Below are 24,883 nucleotides of genomic sequence, written 5' to 3' on the forward strand. Positions count from 1 at the left end.
CGGTGTGACGCGCGCCGCAACACTTTGAGTGGAAAGTGTAACGCCGCGAGCTACCGGCCCGCCTGAGGCACCACGTCGTCCTGTCCGCTGCGCTCAGGCGGGCGGCGGGGAACCCGAGGTCAACGAACCGTTCTCGGAAGCGGCGGTGTCGGACTGCCCCAGGAAGTCATCCAGCGCGCCCACGTCGATGGGCTTGCGGAACACGGCGTCCACCAGCGCGAGGTTGGAGCGGTTCTGTCCGCGCACGTCCATGCCGGTGACGATGGCCAGCAGCACCTGAGGGGACTTCTTGCGCAGCTCGCGCGCCAGCTCCCAGCCGCTCATCTCCGGCATCACCGCGTCCAGCAGCGCGGCGTCGTAGCGGCGCCGGTCCCACATCCCCAGCGCCACCGCGGGGCTGTGGGCCACCTGCACCTCGTAGCCTTCCTCGCTCAGCACCTCCGCCATCATCCGCGCGTTGTCGAGGTCGTCATCCACCACCAGCACGCTGCGCGTCTGCTGGAAGCGCCGGGGCCCCGCCGGCCGCATCACCTCCGTGCGCGACGGCTCCGGACGTGGCGCGGTGGACACGGCGCCTTCATGCACGCGGGGCAGGCGCACCACGAAGGCCGTGCCCGTGCCCGAAGCCGGAACCTCCGCCGTCAGCTCGCCGCCCCAGCGCTCCACCTGTGCCCGCGCCACCGCCAGGAACAGGGACAGCTGCGGCGCGCCCGCGTCCCGGCGCAGCGGGTCGAACAGCCGCGCCAGCTCATCGGGCGCGTAGGGCGTGCCCTCGTCCTCGATGCGCAGCGTCAGCCATGCGGAGCCATCCGCGCGGGTGGAGACGTGCAGCCGGCCACCGGCCTCCATCCGGTCGCGCGAGACGAGCAACAGGTTCACCACCAGTTCGCGGAAGAAGCCCGTATCCGCGCGCACGCTGCCGACGTCGCCCAGGTCCAGGTCCACGTACACCGGGTGCTCGCGCTGCTCCAGCTCGCCGCGCGCCAGCTCCAGCGCCTCGCGCACCGTCTGGTCCACCGGGACGTCGGTGGGCTGCTCCTGGGTGCGCTGGATGTTGAACTCCTGGAGCCGGGCCACCAGCTCGCCAATCTGCTGCACCGTCTTGTCGAGCGCCTCCAGGTGCTCGGGCTTGAACTCGCGTTGCAGCAGTGTGATTCGCAGCCGCAGCACGTTGAGGAAGTTGTTGAGCGCATGCGCCGCGCCGCTGGCGAGCTGTCCCAGCGCCTGCTGGCGGGTGCGCTGGAGCAGGCGGCCCTGAAGCCTGCGCAGTTCCCCGTGCGCGCTCTGGAGTGCCTTCGTCTTGTTCACCGCTTCCGTGCGGTCGGTGAAGGTCTGGATGGCGCCGGCCAGCTCGCCCTCCTCTTCCCAGACGGGCGTGGCGCTCAGCTCCAGCGTCGCGGTGTCGCCGCCGGGGCGCTCCACCACCATCATCACCCCACGCACGGGCCCCTTCTCCTTGAGTGCCCGCAGGAAGGGCATGTCGGCCAGCTTGAAGGGCTCGCCCGTGAGGTGGCGCGCGTTCACCTGCGTCAGCACGGGATTGATGGTGTTCGCCGCCCGCACCCCCACCACCGCGCGCATGGGCACCCCCATGAGGCGGCTCACCGGCGGCGTGGCGAAGGAGACGGTGCCGTCCACCTCCGCCAGCATGATGCCCACGTCCACCTGGTTGAGCACCGACTCCATCACCGCCGCTTCACGAAAGCGCACCTCCTCCGTCTTCAGGATGCGCGCATAGGACGCCTGGGCCGCGGCGTCCGCCTCCCACACCAGCTCCGCCATGAGCTCCGCCACCTGGGGCTCGATGAAGCCACCGTTGCGGCGCGCGTAGACGTGGAGCATCACCTCTTCCAGGGACTTGAACTCACGCGTCAGGTCCTCGGGGTCGAAGTTCTGGCTGTAGCGGAAGGCGCCGTGCGGGCGGACCACCTCCGGCCAGAGCCGGACGGCGTCGTCGGGCCGGTCCCTGAGCAGGCGGGCCAGTTCGTCCAGCAACCGGCGCAGCGGGGCGCGCAGGTCCCTGCCCGGGACCGCCACGTCATAGGTCTCCGCGCGCAGGCGCTTGGCCCACAGGCGCGCCAGGCGCTCGCGTTCCTCCTGGAGGAGGTGGGACAGGGCCTGGATGGGATTCACGTCGGGCACGTTCAAGTCTGCAAGCTGCACACGCGCGCCCGCCATGGCCACCCGTGCGCCCGCCTGCCTGCCTGCCACCCCCACCCCGCCTGCGTTGCAAACGCCCACTGCCCAGCCCACCTTCCGGCGAAGGATGCCCGTGCGTGAACGTGACAAGAACGACGTGCTGGAGTCGCCCTGGCTCTCCCAGCAGGCCATGGCCCAGCTGTTTCGGGGGGAGCTGAGCCGCTCCGACACCTGGCGCACGCGCCTGGACACCACCACCAACTGGGCGCTCACGACGACGGCGGCGGTCATCTCCTTCGGCTTCGCGTCGACGCAGAGCTCACACGTCACCTTCCTGGTGGGCATCTGGATGGTGGTGTCGTTCCTCCTCATCGAGGCGCGGCGCTACCGCTACTACGACTTGTGGAACCGCCGGGTGCGTCTGCTGGAGGACGGCTGGTGGGCCCCCATGCTCCGGCGTGAGCCGGTGGACCCGGACGCCCTGCGCGAGCTGGCCCTGGAGCTGGAACGGCCCCAAATCCAGCTGTCCCTCTTCTCCGCCATCTCCACCCGGCTCAACCGCGCCTACGGGCCCATCCTGATGGTCCTGATGATGACGTGGTTCGTGAAGGTCTACAGCCACCCGAAGCCGCCCGTGGACCTTGACGAGTTCCTGGCACGGGCGGGGGTGGCCTGGATTCCCGGCGAGGCCGTGACGGCCACCCTGCTGCTGCTCACGCTGACCGCGTCCTACCTGTTCCTGTCGTCCTTCTTCATCCGGGCGCCCCTGGGCGAGCTGCGGACCCGGCCCCGGGGACGCCGGGCGGCCCTCTGGGAGGCCTTCTACCGGCCCTACGCCATCCGTACCCGGCGCAAGCCCACCCGGCGCCCGCGACCGTCCTCCACGTCCGAGCACTGACACTCGGAGCGGATGCCCTCCCGCCCGGAAACCGGCCGGGTGACCCGCCAGAGTGTGCCTACCTCATGGCCGCCATGCCTCCGGCTGAATCACGGGCGTTTTCGTCCTTTCGACACCAGGGAAATTGTGCTGTGACTCCGCACCCATGGCGACCACACGAACTGTCACGATCATCAATGGCGATGGCATTGGCCCCGAAGTCATGGCGGCCACCGTTCGCGTCCTCGAGGCGCTCAAGGTCCCCCTCGATTTCGAGTACAAGGACGCAGGCACGGAGGTGGTGGCCAAGTACGGCACCAACCTGCCTCACGAGACGGTGGAGGCGGTGCTGCGCAGCGGCATCGCGCTCAAGGGTCCCACGGGCACGGTGGTGGGCGGTGGCCTTCCGTCGGCCAACGTGGGCCTGCGCAAGCGGCTGGACCTGTACTCGTCGCTGCGGCCCGTGAAGAGCGTGCCGAACGTGAAGACGCGCTACGAGAATGTGGACCTCGTCGTGGTGCGTGAGAACACGGAGAGCCTCTACGCCGGCCTGGAGCACATCATCGTCCCGGGCGTGGTGGAGTCGCTGAAGATCATCACCGAGAAGGCCTCCACGCGGATTGCCCGCTTCGCCTTCGAGCACGCCCGCAAGCACGGCCGCAAGAAGGTCACCGCCGTGCACAAGGCGAACATCATGAAGCTGTCGGACGGTCTCTTCCTGGACTGCTGCCGCAAGGTGGGCCGTGAGTTCCCGGAAGTCACCTACGAGGAAGTCATCATCGACAACCTCTGCATGCAGCTGGTGAAGGACCCGACCCGCTTCGACGTGCTGGTGGCGGAGAACTTCTACGGCGACGTGCTCAGCGACCTGTGCGCGGGCCTGGTCGGCGGCCTGGGCGTGGTGCCGGGCGCCAACATCGGCGAGCGCACCGCCGTCTTCGAGGCCGTGCACGGCACCGCCCCGGACATCGCGGGCAAGGGCATCGCGAACCCCACCGCCCTGATGATGTCCGCGGTGATGATGCTGGACTACCTGGAGATGGGCGAGGCGGCGCGCCGCATGGAGAACTCCATCTTCAAGGTGTACAGCTCGGGCGAGGTCCGCACCGGCGACATCGGTGGCAAGGCCACCACCCGCGAGTTCACCGACGCCATCATCGCCGCGCTGTAATCGTCACACGGCGCAGGCTGCAGCGAGAAGCCCGGGGCACCTTCACGGTGGCCCGGGCTTTTTCGTGTCCGGATGCCCCCTATTGGGAACCCGCTGGCGCGGGGGACACTGGCGGTGGCGCAACGGGCAACGGCGGCGCCGGGGTCGCCGGAGCTTCGGGAACAGGTGACTGAGACTCAACTGGCGCGGGTGCGGCTGGAGGCGGGGCTTCTTGAGGCGGTGACGCTGCAGGCTCCTCGCTCGTCGGAATCGGAGCCTTCGCGACCACCTCACCCTGGGCCGTCACCGCATAGACCTCCCACCAGTCGAGGACACGTCCGCTCGGACCGCCACAGCGGTCGAAGCGTTGGTCCACCGCCACGAAGTACAAGCCCGGCGTCGGCCCCGCGAAGACGGAGACGTCCAAGCCCTGCTCGGGACTCGAACACCCCGCGAAGAGGTTTGGAAATGGGTTGGTCCTCACCACCTCACGAATTGCGCCTGCGGCAGCCAACGCGGCACCGGCCTCCATGGGCTCTACGATGGTTCTGGACGAATGCTCATCCGGCCACGGGACTTCACCCTTCCAAGCGGATGCAGGCGCGGCGCACCCTTGAAGCACCGCGACCAACCCTGTCACCGTCAGCGCCTTGCTCATTTTCCCGACCCTAATCACGGAGTAACTGCAAACCCCCGCTACGACATTGGGGGGCCACGTTCCGAAACGGAGGACGAGGAGGAGTGGGAGCACAGATGCCCAGTGTGACCCAGCTGCCCCTGGCTTCGCTCCACTGCTGAACCTCGCCCGTGGGGAAGTAGCGCAGGAAGAGCCGAGTCCCATCCTGGCGCTCCGCCACCAATGCGGAGGCCATCTCGATGACGGAGCCCATGAAGGCTGCTGGAGCAGGGTTTCCAGGTATCAAGCGCACTTCCGCCATAGACACGAAGGGCTTGAACGCGTCCGTAGGCCACACGCTCAAGTCCTGCGACGAAGGTGCCGCAGCACACGGATGGTTGTGGACGAAACCCACGACCCACACCTGCGAAGATGGATAGTCCTCATCCTTCACCGCGAAGAACGGGCGACAGGAAGCATGACTCCCCCGAACGGGCTCTGCCACCCGCCAGGACAAGGAGTCTCGACCGCCCGCCACGTACACCGTCGAGCAATACTCCGTGGAGAGCCCTACGACGGGACGCAGTGTTCCCGGATCGCACGCCGTCGCCCCAGGGAGCTTCAGCAGCGCCTGCGCCACATCCCGAAGAAGGCTTATCGGGATGGAAGCATCCCCTGTGGGCATCTCGACGGCGGGGACTTCTGACCACGGGCCTCTCGCAACCTCTGCGCCGGAGGCGGTCATTGAGGGTGGAGTGAAACCTGCGCATCCCGCCACGAGGAGGAAAGCAAAGCGCCAAGCCTGATGGAGCCAGAGAAAGCCATCGGCACGAGTTATAGACGCCGCCACGCACACACAGTAAACATTCGTCAGACGCGCAGCGAGAACGACACGCGGTTCGACCTTCGTCATTTCCGCGTCGTCACCTGACAAGACAGGAGAGTGGCGGGCCAGTTCCCGCGGAGGACACCAGGCCTCGCCCTCCGCGAACAAAGCCCGACACCAAACGCGTCAGCCCACCGTGACCTTGCGCACGCCCCGCGCCTCCAGCAGCGCGGGAAGCCGCTCACGCTGGTCGCCCTGGAGCACCAACGTGTCGTCCTCCACCACGCCGCCACAGCCGAGCGAATTCTTCAGCGCCTTGAGCCACACCTCCCGCTGAGCCGCGGGCAGCTCCAGGTGCTCCACCACCGTGACTTCCTTGCCGCCACGGCCCTTGCGCTCCATCCGCACCACCGCGCGCGCGGGGCCCTTGGGTTCGGCCTTCACAGGTGGCAGAGCCGCGGGCGCGGCGGGCGCCTGGGGCAAGGCCTCCCGCTGCGCCACGAGCGCGGCGAACGGATTGTTGAATGGAGCCGCCGGTGCCGCCGGCGGCTCACCCTTCTTGTCGCGCTTGCCCATGGTGCGGGTGCCGCGTCCTCAGTGGTTGTGACCCGCGTGGTCGTCGTGGCCACCAGCCGGGCGCGGGCGCGGCGGAGGCAGCACGTCGAAGCCAGGGGCGCTCGGGTTGCCGTCCGCCATCACCAGCGCGTAGATGAATGGCGCGGAGGGCATCACCTGGCGGCCGTTCACCAGCACCAGCGGCGTGCCCTGGATATGGTGGAGCATGGCGTAGCGGGAGTCCTCCTGGATTTTCGTCGCCGTGGCCGGGCTGTTCATGCACACCTCCAGTTGCGAGCGCGGCACCGAGCCGGACGACGCGATCTCCACCGCCCGCTCCGTGTCCAGCACGGCCTGCGCGGCGAACATCTTCTCCCGCAGCTCCCAGTAGTCCGGCGCGCCCTCCAGGCAGATCTGCGCGCGAGCCGCCACGCAGCGCACGCTGGGCGCGTCCGGGCCCCGGCGCGGAATCGCCGGGTTGCACGCACCATCCAGCGGGAACTGGCGAGCCTCCAGCGACATCTTCCCTTCGGGAACACGCTTCTTCAGCGCGGACAGCTCCTCCACCAGCATCTTGCAGTGGGGGCACTTGCTGTCCGTCCACTCGACAATCTTCACCGGCGCATCCACCGGCCCGTAGCGATGACGCGCGGGCGACGCGGCGGGCTGCGGCGTCTCGCTGCGGTACGCGGCCAGCGAGTCCGCGATGAACTGCTGGTGCTGCGGCGGCAGCGAGCGCAGGAACTCCTCCAGCGACGCGGGCGGAGGCGGCGGCGTCTGCGGCGTCACGCCCGGCATCGGCGTGCTCGCCACCTGCGGTACCGGCGGCAGCAGCGCGGCACCGGACGCATCCGACGCCTTGGGCGTGGCCCGGCCGGGCAGCAGCGTCGCGAGGAAGACCGCGGCCGAGACGCCCACCGTCCACTTCAGCGTGGCGCCCCACTCGCCCGCGCCGGGCAGCAGCGGCCCGGGCAGTCCCTTCCAGGCCACACCCGCGAAGGCCACCACCAGCGCATAGGTCGCCAGACAGGTGGGGCACAGCGCGCCCGACTGCGCGCTGGCCACGGCGAAGACAGCCACGGACACCAGGCCCGCGGCGGCCACCAGTCGCAGCCCGTTGGCCGCCGGACGCACCGGACGGCCCGAGCGGGCCCACGTCAGGAACAGGGCGGACAGGCCCACGGCGACCAGCCCCCACACGAGGCCCAGGGCCGCTACGGGCAGGCCCACCAGGTCATGCACGCGGCTGGCGAAGGCGGAGTTCCACACCGTCTCGCAGTTCACCGTGTCGGAGACACCACACACGGTGGAGCCGCCACCGCGCAGGGTGAGCAGCTGCATCCACTGGAAGATGGACAGGCCACTCTCCGCGAGGCCCAGGACCAGCAGCGCCAGCGCGCCACGAGTCGCCACGGGAGTGGGCGAAGGGGAAGACGTCGAGCTCATGCATGCTCCGGGGGCGGGGACATCAGAACGAGGAGGCGGGCGGCATCGGGGCCGTCGTTGGCGACGCCGTGTTCGGCGCCCGCGGGGGCGAAAATGGCGGCGCCAGGGCCGTGGACTTCCTCTTCGGCGCCCACGCGAAACCGGCAGCGTCCGTCGAGGACGACATACACCTTGTCCGACGTGGCATGGCGGTGGGGCTTCTGGGCCTGTCCCGGCTGGAGGCAGTACACGTCCAGGAAGAAACGGCCGGACTGGAAGACGTTGTGCTTCAGGAGCTTCTCCGGTGAGAAGTCCTGGAAGGACGACAGGTGCTTCACATCCATCGTGGCATTCGCTCCTTCGCCTCTATATAGCGACGGACATGGAACCGCTGTCTCTGCATTTTCTTCACGAGAAGGCGGGCGCCCGCTTCGGCGCTGTGGGCGGCCGGGAAACCGTGGCCGGGTATGGAGACTCGGAGGGAGAATACCGGGCGGCGAAGGCGTCCGTGGCCCTCCATGATGCCTCCTACCGCGAAACCCTCCGAATCACTGGAGAAGACCGGGCCTCTTACCTACACGGGATGGTCACCCAGGAGGTGAACAACCTGCCCGTGGGCACCGCGGCCTATGCCGCCATGGTTACCGTCAAGGGGGCCATGGTGGCGGATGCCCGCATCCTCAAGCGGGAGACAGACCTCCTCCTGGATTTGGAGCCCGGCACCGGCGCCAAGGTGCGGGAGTTCCTGGATAAATACCTCATTTCCGAGGACGCCGAGCTGCACGAGGCCACGGGGGAGCTGGCCCTGCTCCGGCTGCTCGGGCCCCAGACGGCAGACGTCCTGTCGGCCGCCCTGGGCAGCCCCCATGCGCCGCTGTCGCACCATGCCGCCCGCACGGCCACGCTGGCGGGCCAGGAGGTGTGGCTGCTGGGGAGCACCGCCATCGAGCCCCATGGGGTCGACGTCTGGGTGCCGCGCGCCGGCCTGGAGGGCGCCTGGCAGGCCCTGTCCGACGCGGGCGCCGCTCACGGGATGAAGCCCCTGGGCTTCGAGGCCCTGGAGCTGCTCCGCGTGGAGGCCGGTGTGCCCCGGTACGGGCAGGACATGGTGGACACCACCATTCCGCTGGAAGCCAACCTGGCGAACGCCATCTCCTACAACAAGGGTTGCTACATCGGGCAGGAGGTCATCGCCCGAGCCACCTTCCGCGGCCACATGAACCGCAAGCTGACGGGGCTGCTGCTGGGCGACGCGGACGTGGCCCCCGGCACCGAGCTGCGGCGCGGGGAGAAGAAGGTGGGCTGGCTGACCAGCGTGGTGCAGTCGCCTGTCGCGGGGCAACGGGTGGCCCTGGGCTACGTGCACCGGGATTCGCTGGAGCCGGGCACCGAGCTGACGCTGGCGGCGGGCCCCGCCACGGTGAAGGTGGCGTCCCTCCCCTTCTCCGCGTGAAACAGTCCCAGCATACTGGTGAGCCATGTTCCCTGGCTCACCGAGCACCCTGCTTCGTCCCGCGCTGCTGCTCGCGGCGCTGTCCCTCTTCCTGACGGGCTGCTTCAACGTCGAGCAGGACCTCTGGATTGAGCCAGGAGGTTCGGCGCGCCTCGTCGTGGACATGGGGATGCCCAAGTCACTGACGGCCATGGGGCTGCTGGGCGGCGCGACGGACGCCAGGGAGGCGCTGCTCGCGAAGGCGCGCGAGGCGGAACAGGCGCTGCGCCAGGACCCGGAAGTCTCCCAGGTGATGCTCCGGGACTACGAGAAGGACGGACAGGTCCATCTCGTCTACGACGTGACGGTGAAGGACGTCACCCGGCTCCCGGAGCTCTACCGCCGCGCCGCCGAACAGCACGCCCAGGGCCAACCGTCGTCTCCGAAGGATGCGTGGGACTTCCGCATCGAGCGCCAGGGCGGGGACTACGTCTACACCCAGCGCTTCAACCCGGAGAAGGCCTTCGCCACGCCGGTCGGAATCGGTGACGAGGCCGCGGAGCAGGCCGCCCAGGAGCTCGCGAAGGGCATGGTGAAGGCTATGCTCGTCAACAACCGCCTCACCCTCCGCATCCACGGCCCTGGCATCGGCGAGACAAACGGCACGGTGAACGAGCAGAAGGACACCGTGGAGTGGAAGCTCAACCTCGCGGAGCTGATGGACGCCCCCGCCGAGGGCCGCGAGTTCCGGGCCGTCATCCGCGGCGGCGAGCCGCTCTGGCTGTGGCCGCTGGTGCTGGGCGTCCCCCTGGTGGTGCTGCTGCTGACGGTCGCCGCCGCCCGGAAGCGGCGGGGCGTCGCCGCCCGATAACACGTCCCCCTGGCACGGTTGTCATGGTGGCCCTGCCATCGCTGTCCCCAGCTTCAATTATTCCGAGGACTTCGCGCTGGAACGGACCTTGCTGAAGCAAGCGTCCGAGCATGCAACCCACGTCTTCGCTGACATGGCTGTCCTTCATCACCGGCATGACGGTCATGGCATCGGAGATGGCGGCGTCACGACTGATGGCGCCCTACTTCGGCGGCAGCACGCCCGTCTGGGCCACGCTCATCTCCCTGGTCCTGGGCGGGCTCGCGCTGGGCGCGCATCTGGGAGGCCGCGCGGCTGACCGCTCGGGCCGCCTGACGCCGCTGCTGAACGCGCTCTGCCTCTGTGCGCTCGCCCTGGCCCTGCTGCCCTTCCTCGCGCGGACGCTGCTGCCCGGCGCCACGGCCGCGGTGCTGGGGGGACGCCCCGTGGAGGGGCTGGGCCGCGTGGCCTTGCTACTGGTGGTAGCGATGCCGCCCCTGCTGGTGCTTGGCGCGGTGGGCCCCTACGTGCTGCGCGTGGGGCTACCGGGGGTGGCGTCAGCCGGCGCGCACGCTGGACGCCTGTCGTCGGCGTCCACGGTGGGCAGCATCACCGGAACGCTGCTGGCGGCCTTCGTCGTGCTGCCCCTGCTGGGCACCGCGCGCACCATGGCGCTCTTCGCGGCGGTGCTGGGGCTCACTGCCTCCTGGCACCTGGGATGGCGGTGGCGGCTGCCCGCGGTGGGCGTGCCCATGGTGGCACTGGCCCTGGGCGTCCACGCCCTGCCCCGCAGCCCCAAGGCCGTGGACGTGGCCGAGTCACCCTATGCCTTCATCCAGGTGGTGAAGGACGAACACGGCACCCGCTCGCTCGTCTTCGATGAGGGCTACGCGGTGCAGAGCGTCCACCGGCCTGGCCTGCCTGTGCGCGGAGAAGTCTTCGGGCACTACCTGCTGGTCCCCGCCATGGCCCAGGCAGCGCCACGAGCGCCCCGGGTGCTGGTCCTGGGCCTGGGCGCGGGCACGAGCGCCAGGGGCCTGCGGGAGACGTACCCCGGCGTGGAGGTGGTGGGCGTGGAGCTGGACGCGGAGGTGGTGCGGCTGGGCCGTGCGCACTTCGACCTGCCCTCCGAGGTGGAAGTTCACGTCGGAGACGCGCGCGCCTTCCTCGCGAGCGATACCCGCCAGTACGACGTCATCCTGGTCGACGCGTTCCGCTTCCCCTACGTCCCCTTCCATCTGACGACGCGCGAGTTCGCCGCCGCCGTGGCCGCGCGCCTGAAGCCCGGTGGCGTGGCCTGCTTCAACGTGGGGCGCTACGCGCAGGAGCGCGCGGTGGTGGAGGCCGTGGGAGCCACGCTGGCCACCGTCTTCCCGGAGGTCCGGGCCGCCGACGCGCGCAACCACAGCAACACGCTGCTCTTCGCCGGGGCCCCCGGGCTCGCGGATCGGCTCGCGGCTCGCACAGCGTCACTTCCCGCATCGCTGCGCCCGCTGGCGGAGCGCGTGGCCGGAGAGCTGAAGCCGGTGCCCGAGGGCGAGCCGCTGACGGACGACAAGGCCCCGGTGGAGTGGCTCACGGACGCCATCCTCCTGCGGGCCCTCTCGAGTGGGGAGAAGCTCCAATGAAGCGCCTTCCCTCCATGCCGGAGTTCCTCGCGCCGCTGCCCCTGTTCGCGGTGGTGCTGATGGCGGTGAATGACCGCTGGCTCAAGCCCACCTTTCACAACGCCCTCACCGGCAAGCTGTCCGACGTCGCCATCTGCTTCTTCCTGCCGCTCTACGTGTCCGCGCTGCTGGCGCTGGTGACGCGCTGGCCCAGGGCGCGCAGGGTGGCCGTGGGCGCGGGCTTCACCGCGTGCCTCTACACCGCGCTCAAGGTCTCCCAGCCCGCGGCGGACCTCTTCTGTGAGCTGCTGCGCCCCCTGGGCGTGCCGCTCGGCATCCGGAGCTTCCGGGCCTGGGCCGACCCCACCGACCTCGTCACGTTGCCGCTTGTCTGGGCGGCGGTGCGCTACAGCCGCGCCGCCGCCCGCGAACCGTCGTCCCTCCCCGCCTCACCCTCCACTGGAGTCAGCGCGTGAAAGTCATCCTGATGAACCTCGCGGCCACGGCCGCGCTCGCCACCACGGCGGTGCTGCTCGTCGCGGACTCGGGAGAAAAGGGCTGCCACCAGCCCGCCCAGAGCGTCACCTTCGACGTGGGCCACAACACGTGCGGAGCGCCGGGCATCCTCCGGGTGAGCACCCCCCAAGACACCTGCCGCCTCGACGTGGAGGTGGAGGAACGAACGGGCCTGCCCATGACGGGGGACGTCTACGACGGCACCGTGGACCTCCGCCAGGGCGACAACTGGTACCTGGCGGACATGAACGTCGCCATCATCGTGGACACGGATGGTGGGACTCTGCCCGGCGACGCGGGCAGCGGAACAGCGGTCGAGGTCAACCGCGCGTGCGAAGTCCTGCGCGAAGGTGAGGTCCTCCGGCTGAAGTGCACCGCTCGCAAGGCGGACCTCGCCAACGAGCAGGTGCGCGCCTGCGAGGCCGTGCTCACCCCGCGCTGAGGCCCCCGGCGGCCAGTACCCCCACGCAGCCGCCGCCCATCACCAACCACGCGGAATTGACGCGATAGCGGATGAGCAGCACGGCGGCCACGGCCGCCAGTGCCACGGGCAACGGACTCACCAGCACGGCCCGCCCCAGCTGCCACGTCACCACCGCCATCAGCGCGAGCGACGCCACGTTGACGCCGTCCAGGAAGGCGCCGGCCACCCACGAGCGGCGCAGCCGCGGCACCAGCGGTCCACTTAGCGCCACGAAGACGAAGGCGGGCAGGAAGATGCCTGCCGTGGCCACCACCGCGCCCGAGGGGCCGCCCATCACGTAGCCGATGAAGGTGGCCGTGGTGAACACGGGCCCCGGCGTCACCTGCCCCACCGCCACCGCGTCCAGCAGCTGGGCTTCGGTCAGCCAACCGTAGCGCTCCACCAGCCCGGTGCGAAGGAAGGCCAGCAGCACGTAGCCGCTGCCGTACAGCACAGAGCCCACCTTGACGAAGAAGAGGAAGAGGCCGTGCAGGGTGAAGGGGGCGGCGGCCGTGGCGGTGGTGGCACCCAAGGACAGCAACGGCCACAGCGGCGCCACCCCCGCCCGAGGAGCGCCTGGCCGTTGTCGTTCCATGCCGCGCCACGCGAGCACGGCGAGCCCCGACAAGAGCAGCAGGAGCAGCTCATTGACGCCCATGAAAGCCGCCGCCACGGCAGCCGCTCCCACACAGGCGACCAGCGGTGTCCGCACGACGGCGCGTAGCAGCCCCCAGAGCGCCTGGGCCACCACGGCGATGATGACGGCCTTCACGCCATGCAACACGGCGTCCACCTTCGGCAGCGTGCCGAATCGCGTGTACGCCCAGGCGATGGCCGCGACCATGAAGAAGGCGGGGAGGATGAAGCACGCGCCCGCCACCAGCAGGCCGGGCCAGCCCGCGCGCCGATGGCCGATGTGGATGGCCAGCTCCGTGGAGTTGGGCCCCGGAATCAGGTTCGTGGCGCCGAGCAGGTCCACGAACTCCTCGCGCGACAGCCAGCCGCGGCGGCGCACCACCTCGTCCTCCATCATCGCGATGTGAGCCGCCGGGCCGCCGAAGGCGAACGTCCCCAGCCGGAGGAACAACACGGCCAGTTCCCGCAGCGACGTGGCGCGGTCCACCGGCGAAGCGGGAGACGACGGAAGGCCACCCTGCGGGGACAAGGAGGGACTCATGGGAATCGAGTGTCCCGCGGCGCGCTGTACGGCGGCCGCGCCCAAGACAGGCGCGGCCGCCACACCGGACTCAGGCGGGAACCGCGTCCGGCTGCCGGTCGGCCTGGGCGGCCTGGAAGGCGGGCAGCGCCTGGCACTCGGCTTCAATGCGCAGCAGCGTGGGGTACGGCGACAGGTCCACGCCGAAGCGGCGCGCGCCGTAGAGCTGCGGCACCAGGCACACGTCCGCGAGCGACACCGCATCCCCGACGCAGAAGCGCCCCACCGTGGACTGCACCGCCGCCTCCAGCGCCTCCAGGCCCCGCGTGTTCCAGTAGGCCGACCACGCCTTGTCGTCCGCGTCCAGCGCCTGCTTGACGTGCTGCATCACGGACAGGTTCTGCAGGGGCTGGATACCGGAGTTCACCATCTCCGCCAGCATCCGGGACTTCGCCCGGAGGAACGCGTCAGCGGGCAGCAGCGCGGGCGCCGGGAAGCGCTCGTCCAGGTACTCCAGCACCGGCAGCGACTGGGACAGCCGGCGCACCGAGCCATCCGCCTCCGTCCACTCCAGCGTGGGCAGCGTGCGCATGGGATTGACCGCCCGGTACGCGGCGCTGTTCTGCTCGCCGCCGTCCTTCACCAGGTGCACCGGCACGTAGTCGAACTTCAGCCCCTTCAGGTGCAGGCCGATACGCACCCGCCAAGACGCGGACGAGCGCCAGTAGCTGTAGAGCCGAAGGCCCGTCATGGCACCTTCACCACCTTCTGGGAGATGCGGCCGAACACGCTGCGGCCTTCGGCATCCGTCATCTCGATGTCGATGGTGTCGCCCGGCTTCATGAAGGGCGTCTTGGGCGCGCCCTGCTCAATCGTCTCAATCATCCGGCGCTCGGCGAGGCAGGAGATGCCACGCTCGCGGTCCGCGTTGGACACGGTGCCGCTGCCCAGGATGGTGCCCGCCGTGTAGCTGCGCGTCTTGCACAGGTGCTGGATGAGGTCGAAGAAGGAGAAGTGCATCTCCGGACCCGCGTCCGTGTCGCCCACCTGCTGCCCGTTGAGCACCGAGCGCAGCCGCAGGTGGATGCGCCCGTCGTGCCAGGCCGCGCCCAGCTCGTCCGGCGTCACCGCGAAGGGGCTGAAGGCCGTGGCCGGCTTGCTCTGGAAGAAGCCGAAGCCCTTGGCCAGCTCGTTGGGGATGAGGTTGCGCAGGGACACGTCGTTGGCCAGCATCAGCAGCTTGACGTGCGGCGCCGCGTTCTCCGCCTTCGTGCCCTGGGGCGTGTCGCCCAGGATGGCGCAGACCTCACCTTCGAAATCCAGGCCCCAGGCCTCGTCGGCCAGGGGGATGTCGGCGGTGGGCGCCAGGAAGTCCCCGGAGCCGCCCTGGTACACCAGCGGATCCGTCTTCAACGTCTCCGGGGGCTCGGCGCCGCGCGCCTTGCGCACCAGGATGACGTGGTTGAGGTACGCGCTGCCGTCCACCCATTCGTAGGCGCGCGGCAGGGGCGCGTGCAGGGCGCTGACATCCAGCGGGCGGCTCTGCACCGTGCCCGCCTCCAGTTGGGCGTCCAGCGCACGCAGTTGTGGTTCCTTCGTCTCCCAGTCGTCCAGCGCGGCCTGCAGCGTGAGCGCCACGTTGGTGGCCAGCGCATAGGCCGTGTTGTCCCGCTTGACGACGATGAGGCGGCCGTCACGGGTTCCGTCCTTGAGCGTCGCGAGCTTCAATGCCGGGCTCCCCGGCGGCCTCTGAGGAAAATAGCCGGGCCGCCTCGTGTGTCCGGGCTTTTCCGACGGGGATTCCGGGGTGTCAAGCAAGACGGACACGCGCCCCCGGAGAAAAGCGAACGGCCGACACGTCGCGAAAAAAGAGCGCACGGGCGGAACCGGCCGCCCGTGCGCTCCTGGGTGCTTCAGTCACTCACGCCCGGAGCGGATTCACGACCTCGGGGCAGTGCCAGTACGTGTACTCGCAGGCCTCCTGCTCGGCATCGCAGGGCACCTGGATGATGGTGATGGCCTCGCACGGATGGCGTGGAGCCTTGCCCTGGCCTCCACCCCTCGTGCGGCCTTCGTCGGGGACCGCTCCCTGGGTCTCCAGCGCGTCCTTCGCGTCTGGAGGTGGCGTCACTCCCGCCGGATGGACGGGAGCGGATGCGCCCTTCGCCGGGCCTCCCCGGCCCTTTCGAGAAGTCCCGCGCGAGTCCTGACGCGACTCCTGCGTGGACGCCACCGGCGGCGCCGACACCACCGGCAGCAGGCCCGGGGCGGCGCCCAGCACCGCGCCCAGGACGTACAACTTCGTGTTCATGAAACCCCCTTGCCGGCTGCAGCCGCCGTCGCGCCCCTTCGGCGCGCCGGTACCGGAGCAGCGGCAGGGACGTCAGTACCAGGCGGGTCTGACATTCCCTGCCCTTCCGGACAGGGCCGGGAAGGTGCCGCCAGGGCGCGCCATCCGTCCCCCCGCTCTAGACGTGTCACCGGCTGCGGCTAGGATGGCGCGCCCGCCCGGAGCCCGTCACCGTCATGCCATTCCAGATCACCGTTCACTCGCAGGACCGCATCCTCGAGGTTGTCTATCCCCCGCAAGTCACGACCGCGGACCTGGCCGAGTACCTGGCCGACGTGAAGAAGGCCATCAACGACCTGGCCGGTGAGTGGTCCGCCCTGGTGGACCAGTCCCAGCTCCGGGTGATGCCCAGCGACGTGGTGACGGCCATGGCCAGCCTCAACGCCTTCGCCCAGCTCCACGGCATGAAGCGCTCCGCCCGGGTCGTCAGTGACGCCCCCTCCGGACTCCAGGCCTGGCGGATGACGAAGCGCGCCATGCTGAGCATCCCCACCCGCACCTTCGAGACGCGGGGGGAAGCCCTCCAGTGGCTGCGCGACCCCGACGCGGACTGAGGCGCGCGCGGAGCCTGTCCGCCAGCCGACAGCAGGAACGCCTTTTTTCACATATATTGCGGCGGCCCATCCCCACGGGGGGTGGGCCTCACATCTCCCGTAGGAGTGGTTGTCTCATGCGTATCCCCCGGACCGACGCCCGCAGGAAGCTGCTCGGCGCGCTGTTGTGTACCTTCTCCGTCGCGGCCTGTGGACCGGCCCAGGAGGGCGAGCCCGCCGGCAGCGGCTCCACCGAGCAGCCCGTCGTCTATGGCAACGACGACCGGATGGACGTGTACGCGCACCCCGACGCCACCCTGCGGCAGTACGCCATGCAGGCCAGCGCCGTCATGGTCGACCCGTTCGAGATTGACGACTCGGACCCCAACAACGTCGTCTTCGACAGCCCCACCCTGGGCGAATACGTCAACCTCTGCCCGGGCCAGCGCTTCATCGACGACCCGTCGCCCGGCTACTGCTCGGGCACGCTCATCGACGATGACCTCCTGCTGACCGCCGGCCACTGCGTGGAAAGCGCGGCCGACTGCAGGGACTTCAAGTGGGCCTTCAACTTCTACCGGCCTGACGCGAACTCGGTGCAGACCATGACCACGCAGGACATCTTCAGCTGCAAGGAGATTGTCGTGCGGCGGGATAACACCTCCAGCGGCCGCACGCTGGACTACGCCATCATCCGCCTGGACCGTTCGGCGGCGCCGCGCTTCACGCCCGCGCCCATCCGCCCGGGCAACGCCGCCCTGACGGTGGGCGCCAACGTGGCCGTCATCGGCTCGGGCAGCGGCATCCCGCTCAAGATTGACTCGGGCGGCAGCGTTCGCAACGGCCGCGCCAGCACGCTGGACTACTTCGTCGCCACCACCGACACCTTCGGCGGTAACTCCGGTTCGGCCGTCTACGACATGTCGAGCCACACCATCGCCGGCATCCTGGTGCGCGGCACGACGGACTACGTCTACCAGGGCAGCTGCCGCGTCGTGAACCAGTGCGCGGAGAACGGGTGCAGCGGCGAGGACATCACCTACGTCCGCCCGGCCATCGATGCGTTCTGCGCCGCCAACACCAGCGTCCGGCTGTGCAACACCACGCCGCCGCCGCCGACGTCCTTCGACTTCACGGCCAGCAACACCGCCAACGCCACCGTGAACACCACCCGCCACACGGTGGAGCTCACCGCCGGCCAGAGCATCACCGTGGGCACCTGCGGCCTGACGGGCGCCAGCTCCACCGGTGACACGTGGCTGCGCGTCAATGGCCCCAGCGGCATCGAGGTCGCCTCCAACGATGATGGCTGCGCCACGGGCCGCGGCTCCAACGTGACTTTCACGGCCGGCGCGGCTGGGAACTACGAAATCATCGCGGGCTGCTACGACAACACCAGCTGCAGCGGCACGGTGAAGTGGACCATTGGCACGGCGACCCCGCCGGCCACCTCCGGCACGTTCAGCTACAGCTCGGTCAACTCCGACAGCGCGCGGCAGAACACCACCAACGAGAACGTCACCCTCACGGCTGGCCAGCGCCTCTCCTTCGGCACCTGCAACGTGACGGGCGCCTCCGGCACGGGTGACTCGTTCATCCGCCTGTACAACGCCGCTGGCACGCAGGTGAAGTTCAACGACGACGGCGCCGGCTGCGGCTCGCTGTCCCACGCCACCTACACGGTGCCGGCGGGCGCGGGCGGCACGTATCAGATCCGCGCCGGCTGCTACGGCAACACCAGCTGCAGCGGCACGGTGGGCTGGACCGTCCAGTAATCACGTTCCACCCACGAGGTGGGCACCGCGGGGCGCGTCACTCTTCACGGAGTGGCCGCCCCGCTGTCGCATCTGGCCACCCGCTCGCGGTTGAAGGACCTTCCCGTTGAGCGTTAAAATTCACACATTCGGCCGTTCGGTCCCGGAGCGTGCGTGGTCCTGAGGATTCGACCCGAGCAGATGGCATGCCTCGACACCTCGGTACGCGGCGCCTACGTGAGCAGCGTGGTGCGCTTCCTGAGGACGCAGCTCCCCCGGGAGAGCGCGGACCTGAAGGAGCGGGAGCTGCGCGCGCGGGCCGAGCGCGGCATCAACGCCGCGGCCCAGCATGGCATCACCGCGCGCTGGGACGTGGCCCGCTTCATCGCCTGTCAGCTCTGCCTGGGCGAGCACTTCGACACGGACCCGGCCCATGCCTGGCCCCAGGCCGTGCTCGCGCGGCCGTACCTCACGCCTTCCCGGAAGATGGACTGGATTGAGCGCCACTACCTGCGGCCTCGCCGCGGGCGCTCCCCAACCGTGCCCTGACAATGCCCTACCTCCCCCTGCGCTGCGACTGGACGCACTTCGCTCCTTCCCAGGAGACGCTCGCCGTCACCTACGACCCGCCGGATGAAGGGCGGCTCGTCTCCGTCCGGCTGGAGGTGCGCGACTACGCGGATGCCCTCGTGTACCGCTCGGACGCGCTCGACTGCTGGGGAGGGCCAGCGGCCGTCAACTGGACGGGCGCGCTGAACGTGGGCAATGACGCCGTCCAGGAACCCTTCGCCACGCCGCTGAGGGCGCCCTACACGCTCCGGGTCGAAGCCGTCATCGAAGCGGATGCGCGCGAGGAACTCCGCCAGCCCGAGGACCTGCCCAACACCGAGCTGGGCAGCGTGGCGCCCTGCGAGGCCCGGCACGACGAATCACTCCCGGAGGAAGTAGCGAGGGAGCTGCCGCCCCCACCACCCACCACCGCGCGGGTCAACGTCCTCTACCATTCGGTGGAGGTCGTCCGCGGGCCCTGGCTGGCCACCAGCGAGGTGTTCGTCCGGGGCACCGCCGCCAGCATCTGCCACAAGCTCAACCAGCTCGGGTACTACGCCGGCCCTCCGGCACGCGCGGCGGCCAACACGGACCTCCTGGACAAGGCCAAGGAGCGCTTCCGTCGCAACCACGGCACCTTACGGCTCCAGGCCGCGCCCGCGGACAACGACTTCGAGAACGCGCTGGACGGCGCGCTGGGGCACGCCCATGGCGCACGGCCGACGCTGGTCGATGACCAGAGCAACCCCGTCCCGGAAGGCACCGCGATTCCCGAAGGGAATGGAGCGCCGCTGCGGGTCTACGTGGAGGCCGTGGGCTTCGACGAGGACCTCGCCAACCAGACCGACGAGTTCATGCGGCAGATTCCTCCCAACCGGGGCAACGCCGCCATCGACTGGAGCACGCTGCACAACAAGACGGCGAGCGAGGCCGGCAAGCTCAACCGCCCGCTCGTGCCGCTCGAAGCGGTCATCTACCTCAAGGGCCATGATGGAAGCCGTATCGCCGCCCCCCAGGCCGTGGGCGCGGTGCGGGTGGACTGGTCCGCGCTCGAGCCGGGCGAGGACGTGTCGCACCTGCCCTTGAATCACGGCCTGCACTTGGGAACCCGGGCCTACGTCAACCGCGTCTTCGGCAGCGACTTCGTCGACCTCGCGGGCGACGGTGGCACGAACTGCCCCGTGGCCTACGGCGGCATCCGCACCAAGGACGGCAACTTCCGCAACCCCTTCTGGCGGGAGCCCCAGTCCTATGCCCCCTACGCAACGCCCACGGAGGACGCCAGGGCCAGGAGGCTCTGGGTCCCGGCCTTCACGGACGGCGCCGCGCACCCGAACCGCGTGGGCCGCTCGGGCATCTACCTCCAGCCGTCACTGATTGCCGGCGACCGATACCAGGTGCGCGCGCGGCTCAGCTACGCGGGCCGCGGCAATGCCATGCAGCTCGAAGCCGCCAATCCCGTCTGCCAGTACGAGACGAAGCCCATCGTCGTCTGGCGCCGGGTGGAGGTCTTCGGCATCGTGGGCTGGCCGCTGCGCAACCACGGGAACCTGCCGCAGAAGTGCCGGGACCGCTACGCGGAGGCCTACCTGGAGGTCGACTTCTCCCACACGCTGTACCGGCGCATCTCCCAGGTCATCAACGACACGGACTACTCGGACTGGTTCACCCACATCCGGACGCACGTCAAGCCGACCGTCGCCAACGTCGTCGGCCTGCTGGACACCACGCATGTGCATGACGCCAGCCCCGTCGTGCGGCTCAACCCTCACGCGAAACTCAGCGACACTCAGAAGAACAACATCTGGTTTTTCGTCAGCGACATGTTCAATGAGCTGATCAACACGGCGAACGTCCGCAGCGCCGGCGGCTTCCTGCTCTCGCGCATCTCCGACAGACTCCGCACCGGGGATGCGCCCTGCGGCGGCATCGTCATGCTCGAATACAAGCTGTCGGACGACATCGTGGACGCGCTCGAGACGTCGGACGCCGGAGAGGTGCCCACGACCTCCAACGGCAACGGCGACCTGCTGGGCATCATCGACCAGAGCGCGGATGCGAACCCCGACTTCGTCTTCACCCACGAGGTGGGCCACTGCTTCTGGTTGACCCACCACGAGGCCTCCTCGGGCGTGGTTCCCCAGCACCATGACCCGCTCGACCACAACTGCATGATGAGCTACCCCGACTGGGAGCAGAAGCGGCCGCAATACCCGCATCATGCGCCGGCCCGCTTCGACCCGCACTTCTGCGGCAAGTGCAACCTCAAGCTGCGGGGCTGGGACATCACCCACGATGACATCCTGGCGCTCGACCCGCCCGCGCCGGTCGACCAGCTCAGCACCCTCTTCTATTACGACCGCGCGGACCCCGGGCTGCAGTGGAACGTCGAGCTGGGGCACGTGAGCAATGCCTTCGCCCTTGCCTCACGGGGTCCGTTCCGTGAGCGCTTCTTCGACCGGGACGCGAACTTCGACACCTGGGTGGACCAGCTCGGCGACTGCGACATCTACCACCACGTCACCCACGGGAACGTGCGCTGCTCGAAGCACGCCGTGCGCCTCGCGTCCATGGACATGGCCTATCCCCGCTACCCGACGTGGTGCAGGAATGACCAGTCCAAGGTGGAGGGGCTGGCGGCCAAGGAGGCGGAGATCTGCGTGGAAACCCGCTTCGACCCGGTCGCGCTCACCCAGTGGGCGAAGGAGTCACTCATCATGCCGAAGCTGGGCTGGAGCCTCTTGAGCCCCGACCACACGCTGAGAAGCGTCATCCAGTGGACCGTGGACGACAACGACAGCAGGCGCGACGTCGAGTTCACCTACGAGGCCATCGAGCGGGCCTTCAAGCGCGGCAAGAAGCCACCCCGGCTGCTCGCCTTCTTCAGCTCGTGCCTGATTGGCTGGGAGCACCACTTCGCCCGGCTCTTCATCGACCACGGCACGCCCTATGTCATCGCCTTCCGCAGCCGCTACCAGACCTCCCAGGCCCTGCCCTTCAGCCAGGAGTTCTACCGCATCCTGGCCCTGGGCAAGCTCGAGCCCCAATTCATCCACCGCGCGTTCCAGACCGCGGCGACGGGCCACCCCCACGCCGAGCCCTGCCTGTTCACGAAGGACACCATCCTCCGCTGCATCGCGAAGACCAAGGCGGGCGAGGCGGAGTTCCACGACGTCAAGTGGGACTCCAAGGAGTTCTACGAGCCGCGCTTCCCCACGCAATGACGCACGTCCCTCAAGCGAGTCCCCACCCCACCCTTGACAGTCCCAAGTCCCAGGTCTAACGCAAGGCGCCATGAGCACTCCCCAGTTCCCGCCCTCTCCGACGCGCGCCATCAGCAGTGACGGCCCCTTCCGAGCCCTGCTGCTGGAGAACATCCACCCGTCCGCGGGGGAGATGCTGGCCGCCGAGGGCTTCCAGGTGGAGCGCGTCTCGTCCGCCCTCAAGCCGGACGAGCTGGCGGAGCGGCTGAAGGGGGTGCACCTGCTGGGCATCCGCAGCAAGACGACGGTGCCGCTCGCGGCGCTGGAGCACGCGGAGAACCTGCTGGCCATTGGCGCCTTCTGCATCGGCACCAACCAGGTGGACCTGACGTCCGCCAACACGCACGGCATCCCCGTCTTCAACGCGCCCTTCAGCAACACGCGCAGCGTGGCGGAGATGGTGATTGCGGAAATCATCGTCCTGACGCGGCAGCTCTTCGACCGCAGCCGGGAGGTCCACGCGGGCCAGTGGCGCAAGGTGGCCACCGGCAGCCATGAGGTGCGCGGCAAGACGCTGGGCATCATCGGCTATGGCCACATCGGCTCGCAGCTGGGCGTCATCGCCGAGGCGCTGGGCATGCGCGTCCTCTACTTCGACGTGATGACCCGGCTGCCGCTGGGCAACGCGCAGCCAGCCGTCACCCTGGAGGAGCTGCTCGGCGCTTCCGACTTCGTCACCCTCCATGTGCCCGCGCTGCCCACCACGCACATGATGATGGGCGCCGAGCAGATCGCCCAGATGAAGAAGGGCGCCTGCCTCATCAACGCCAGCCGAGGCACGGTGGTGGACATCGACGCGCTGGCGCGGGCGCTCCAGTCCCAGCACCTGGGCGGCGCCGCGGTGGACGTCTACCCGGAGGAGCCGGAGAGCAACTCGGACGGCTTCGTCACCGCGCTCCAGGGCCTGCCCAACGTGGTCCTCACGCCGCACATCGGCGGGTCCACGGAAGAGGCTCAGGCCTCCATCGGCAAGGAGGTGGCCACCAGCCTGCTGAAGTACTTCAAGGCGGGCGCCAGCACGGGCGCGGTCAACTTCCCGCACATCGAGGCGCCACTCATCCCGGGCACGCACCGCATCCTCAACGTGCACCGCAACATCCCGGGCGTGCTGCGCGACATCAACCGCATCGTCTCCGACCTCAACGCCAACATCCACGCCCAGGTGCTCAGCACGGACGCCAACATCGGCTACCTGCTGATGGACCTGGACCAGGACGTGTCCACCCCGGTGTGCGAGGCCATCGCCGGGCTGGAGACGGACATCAAGACGCGCATCCTGTCCTGATGTCCGGCACCCTCAGGCATCCACGACCTTGCCCGGGTTGAGGATGCCTTGAGGGTCCAGCGCCCGCTTGAGGGTGCGCAGCAGGGCCAGCTCCGCCGGCGCGCGTGAGTAGCCCAGGTAGTCCTTCTTCAGCAGGCCGACGCCGTGCTCGGCGGAGATGCTTCCGCCGTGCTTCTGCACCAGCGCGAACATGGTGGGGTCCGCCTGCTTCGTGTGGGCCAGGAACTCCGCCTTGTCCATGGCGTCCGGCTTCATCACGTTGACGTGCAGGTTGCCGTCGCCGATGTGGCCGAAGAGGCAGATTTCCCAGCCCGGGTAGCGCACGCTGAAGATGGCCTCCAGCTCCGCGCAGAAGGCCTCCAGCCCCGCCACCGGCAGGGAGATGTCGTTCTTGTGCGGCAGGCCGGTGGCGGAGAGGCTCTCGCTGATGCCCTCGCGCAGCGCCCACAGCTCGGCCGCCTGCGCCGCGCCCTGGGCCTGGACGCCGTCCGTCACCAGCTCGCGCTCGAAGAGCGAGCCCAGCCAGCCCTCCACCGCCGCGGCGTCCTTCGCCTCCGCCTCCAGCAGCACGTAGCACTCGCTGGGCGTCTCGAAGGGCGGGCGCAGCTTGCGGTGGCGGCCCAGGCGCGCCATGCACTTGTCGGTGAAGAACTCGTAGGCGGAGATGCTGAAGGCGTTCTGCCGGCGCGCGTCGCGGAACAGGCGCAGCACGGCGGCCACGTCCGGCACCGCGAAGAGGAACACGTCCTGCTTGCCGGGGAGCTGGGTGAGCTTGAGGGTGGCCTCGGTGATGACGCCCAGGGTGCCCTCGCTGCCGATGAAGAGCTGGCGCAGGTCGGTGCCGGTGTTGTTCTTCTCCAGCGCGCCGTTGAGCTCCAGCACTTCCCCCTGGGCGGTGACGACCTGGAGCCCCAGCACCCACTGCCGGGTGAGGCCGTAGCGGATGACCTTCACCCCGCCCGCGTTGGTGGCGATGTTGCCGCCCACCGTGCTGGAGCCCTTGGAGGCGAAGTCCACCGGCCAGGTGAGGCCGTGCTCCGCGCAGTGGTGATGGACGGCCTCCGTCACCGCGCCCGCCTGCACGCGCACCGTGTTGCCGAGCAGGTCCACCGGCCCCATGCGCGTCATGCGCTGGAGGGACAGGACCAGCTCGCCCCGGGCCGCCACCGCGCCGCCGGCCAGCCCGGTGCGGCCGCCGGAGGGCACCACGGCGATGTGATGCTGGTGGCACAGGGCGAGCAGCCGGGAGACCTCGTCCGTCGTTCGAGGGAGCGCCACGGCGGCGGGGGCGGGCGTGTAGACGCGCGTCCAATCACGGCCGTACTCCTGGAGCTCCCCTGGCTCCCGGGTGAGGAAGTCTACGGGGAAGCCCTCGGTGATGGCCTGGAGGAAGTCGGCGGGGAGCGCGGCGGTGGACATGCCTCTAGGCGTATTGCAGCCGGACGGCTGTGACAAGGTGCAGCACGGAGCGCGTTGGCGCCGAATCCGCCAAGGAATCGAAGGGAGGGCGTATAGGGCGTGGGCCCATGGCGGAATC

The 24,883-nt window shown here is 69.4% G+C and carries 21 protein-coding genes; 12 read left to right on the forward strand and 9 right to left on the reverse strand.

Translation table 11 applies throughout. The features are described from left to right. Positions 1 to 93: 93 nt before the first annotated feature. Entirely contained in the window at positions 94 to 2,253 is a 2,160-nt protein-coding gene (locus tag BHS09_RS32665) for a response regulator (RefSeq protein WP_140796696.1), read from the reverse strand. 13 nt (positions 2,254 to 2,266) lie between these two features. Here BHS09_RS32665 and BHS09_RS32670 point away from each other — a divergent pair, with 13 nt between their 5' ends. Together BHS09_RS32670 and BHS09_RS32675 are read left to right on the forward strand one after the other, a co-directional pair. Next, on the forward strand, positions 2,267 to 3,037 hold the full coding sequence (locus BHS09_RS32670; RefSeq protein WP_140795288.1) for a DUF2270 domain-containing protein: 771 nt from the start codon (positions 2,267 to 2,269) through the stop codon (positions 3,035 to 3,037). A 145-nt stretch (positions 3,038 to 3,182) separates the two neighbouring features. After that, positions 3,183 to 4,187, forward strand: coding sequence for an isocitrate/isopropylmalate dehydrogenase family protein (locus BHS09_RS32675; protein ID WP_140795289.1), 1,005 nt, complete (start codon positions 3,183 to 3,185; stop codon positions 4,185 to 4,187). A 1,607-nt stretch (positions 4,188 to 5,794) separates the two neighbouring features. Here BHS09_RS32675 and BHS09_RS32690 read toward each other — a convergent pair. The 3 genes from BHS09_RS32690 to BHS09_RS32700 are packed head-to-tail and all read right to left on the reverse strand — an operon-like array spanning position 5,795 to position 7,932. Beyond that, complete coding sequence (locus tag BHS09_RS32690) at positions 5,795 to 6,184, reverse strand: translation initiation factor (RefSeq protein WP_140795290.1); 390 nt, start codon at positions 6,182 to 6,184, stop codon at positions 5,795 to 5,797. Between the two features lie 18 nt (positions 6,185 to 6,202). Next, positions 6,203 to 7,609, reverse strand: coding sequence for a vitamin K epoxide reductase/DsbA family protein (locus BHS09_RS32695; RefSeq protein WP_174258956.1), 1,407 nt, complete (start codon positions 7,607 to 7,609; stop codon positions 6,203 to 6,205). After that, positions 7,606 to 7,932 carry a cupin domain-containing protein gene (locus tag BHS09_RS32700; RefSeq protein WP_011556273.1) on the reverse strand — a complete coding sequence of 109 codons (327 nt, stop codon included), beginning with the start codon at positions 7,930 to 7,932 and terminating at the stop codon, positions 7,606 to 7,608. The genes BHS09_RS32695 and BHS09_RS32700 overlap by 4 nt, the downstream gene beginning before the upstream one ends. Positions 7,933 to 7,970: 38 nt before the next feature. On the opposite strand from BHS09_RS32700, the gene ygfZ reads away from it, so the two are divergent. From ygfZ to BHS09_RS32725, 5 genes are all read left to right on the forward strand, one after another. Further along, positions 7,971 to 9,041: a CAF17-like 4Fe-4S cluster assembly/insertion protein YgfZ gene (ygfZ, locus tag BHS09_RS32705; protein ID WP_140795291.1), complete on the forward strand. Its 1,071-nt coding sequence runs from the start codon at positions 7,971 to 7,973 to the stop codon at positions 9,039 to 9,041. Positions 9,042 to 9,066: 25 nt separating this feature from the next. Then, positions 9,067 to 9,891 (forward strand): hypothetical protein, encoded by an 825-nt coding sequence (locus tag BHS09_RS32710; protein WP_140795292.1) that lies wholly within the window; start codon positions 9,067 to 9,069, stop codon positions 9,889 to 9,891. A gap of 110 nt (positions 9,892 to 10,001) precedes the next feature. After that, positions 10,002 to 11,498, forward strand: a complete 1,497-nt coding sequence (locus tag BHS09_RS32715; RefSeq protein WP_140799973.1) for a spermidine synthase — start codon at positions 10,002 to 10,004, stop codon at positions 11,496 to 11,498. After that, complete coding sequence (locus tag BHS09_RS32720; RefSeq protein ID WP_140799974.1) at positions 11,495 to 11,953, forward strand: hypothetical protein; 459 nt, start codon at positions 11,495 to 11,497, stop codon at positions 11,951 to 11,953. The genes BHS09_RS32715 and BHS09_RS32720 overlap by 4 nt, the downstream gene beginning before the upstream one ends. Further along, the gene (locus BHS09_RS32725; protein WP_140795295.1) at positions 11,950 to 12,435 is read left to right on the forward strand and encodes a hypothetical protein; all 486 of its coding nucleotides are present in this window, start codon (positions 11,950 to 11,952) and stop codon (positions 12,433 to 12,435) included. The genes BHS09_RS32720 and BHS09_RS32725 overlap by 4 nt, the downstream gene beginning before the upstream one ends. Here the strand turns inward: BHS09_RS32725 and chrA are convergent. The 4 genes from chrA to BHS09_RS32745 all read right to left on the reverse strand — a co-directional run bounded on the left by chrA (position 12,422) and on the right by BHS09_RS32745 (position 15,923). Beyond that, positions 12,422 to 13,633: a chromate efflux transporter gene (gene chrA / locus BHS09_RS32730; protein WP_140799975.1), complete on the reverse strand. Its 1,212-nt coding sequence runs from the start codon at positions 13,631 to 13,633 to the stop codon at positions 12,422 to 12,424. The two genes, BHS09_RS32725 and chrA, sit on opposite strands and share 14 nt — an antisense overlap. A gap of 70 nt (positions 13,634 to 13,703) precedes the next feature. Then, entirely contained in the window at positions 13,704 to 14,363 is a 660-nt protein-coding gene (gene maiA, locus BHS09_RS32735) for a maleylacetoacetate isomerase (protein ID WP_140799976.1), read from the reverse strand. Beyond that, entirely contained in the window at positions 14,360 to 15,340 is a 981-nt protein-coding gene (locus BHS09_RS32740) for a fumarylacetoacetate hydrolase family protein (RefSeq protein ID WP_011556281.1), read from the reverse strand. The genes maiA and BHS09_RS32740 overlap by 4 nt, the downstream gene beginning before the upstream one ends. A 193-nt stretch (positions 15,341 to 15,533) precedes the next feature. After that, a complete protein-coding gene (locus BHS09_RS32745) occupies positions 15,534 to 15,923 on the reverse strand; it encodes a hypothetical protein (RefSeq protein ID WP_140795299.1) in 390 nt (129 codons plus the stop codon). A 215-nt stretch (positions 15,924 to 16,138) separates the two neighbouring features. Between BHS09_RS32745 and BHS09_RS32750 the strand changes: the two genes are divergently transcribed. The 5 genes from BHS09_RS32750 to serA all read left to right on the forward strand — a co-directional run bounded on the left by BHS09_RS32750 (position 16,139) and on the right by serA (position 23,346). Next, on the forward strand, positions 16,139 to 16,516 hold the full coding sequence (locus BHS09_RS32750) for a SpoIIAA family protein (RefSeq protein WP_011556283.1): 378 nt from the start codon (positions 16,139 to 16,141) through the stop codon (positions 16,514 to 16,516). A 116-nt stretch (positions 16,517 to 16,632) separates the two neighbouring features. Beyond that, positions 16,633 to 18,270 carry a serine protease gene (locus BHS09_RS32755; RefSeq protein ID WP_140799977.1) on the forward strand — a complete coding sequence of 546 codons (1,638 nt, stop codon included), beginning with the start codon at positions 16,633 to 16,635 and terminating at the stop codon, positions 18,268 to 18,270. A gap of 180 nt (positions 18,271 to 18,450) precedes the next feature. Further along, entirely contained in the window at positions 18,451 to 18,798 is a 348-nt protein-coding gene (locus BHS09_RS32760) for a hypothetical protein (RefSeq protein WP_237079961.1), read from the forward strand. A gap of 2 nt (positions 18,799 to 18,800) precedes the next feature. After that, the gene (locus BHS09_RS32765; RefSeq protein WP_140799979.1) at positions 18,801 to 22,022 is read left to right on the forward strand and encodes a hypothetical protein; all 3,222 of its coding nucleotides are present in this window, start codon (positions 18,801 to 18,803) and stop codon (positions 22,020 to 22,022) included. A 70-nt stretch (positions 22,023 to 22,092) separates the two neighbouring features. Continuing rightward, complete coding sequence (serA, locus tag BHS09_RS32770) at positions 22,093 to 23,346, forward strand: phosphoglycerate dehydrogenase (protein WP_140795303.1); 1,254 nt, start codon at positions 22,093 to 22,095, stop codon at positions 23,344 to 23,346. Between the two features lie 12 nt (positions 23,347 to 23,358). On the opposite strand, the gene BHS09_RS32775 is transcribed toward serA, so the two are convergent. Continuing rightward, positions 23,359 to 24,765, reverse strand: a complete 1,407-nt coding sequence (locus BHS09_RS32775) for an FAD-binding oxidoreductase (protein WP_140799980.1) — start codon at positions 24,763 to 24,765, stop codon at positions 23,359 to 23,361. Between the last annotated feature and the right edge of the window lie 118 nt (positions 24,766 to 24,883).

This window comes from Myxococcus xanthus (genome assembly GCF_006402735.1).
In the GTDB taxonomy this organism is placed as follows: Bacteria; Myxococcota; Myxococcia; order Myxococcales; family Myxococcaceae; genus Myxococcus; species Myxococcus xanthus_A.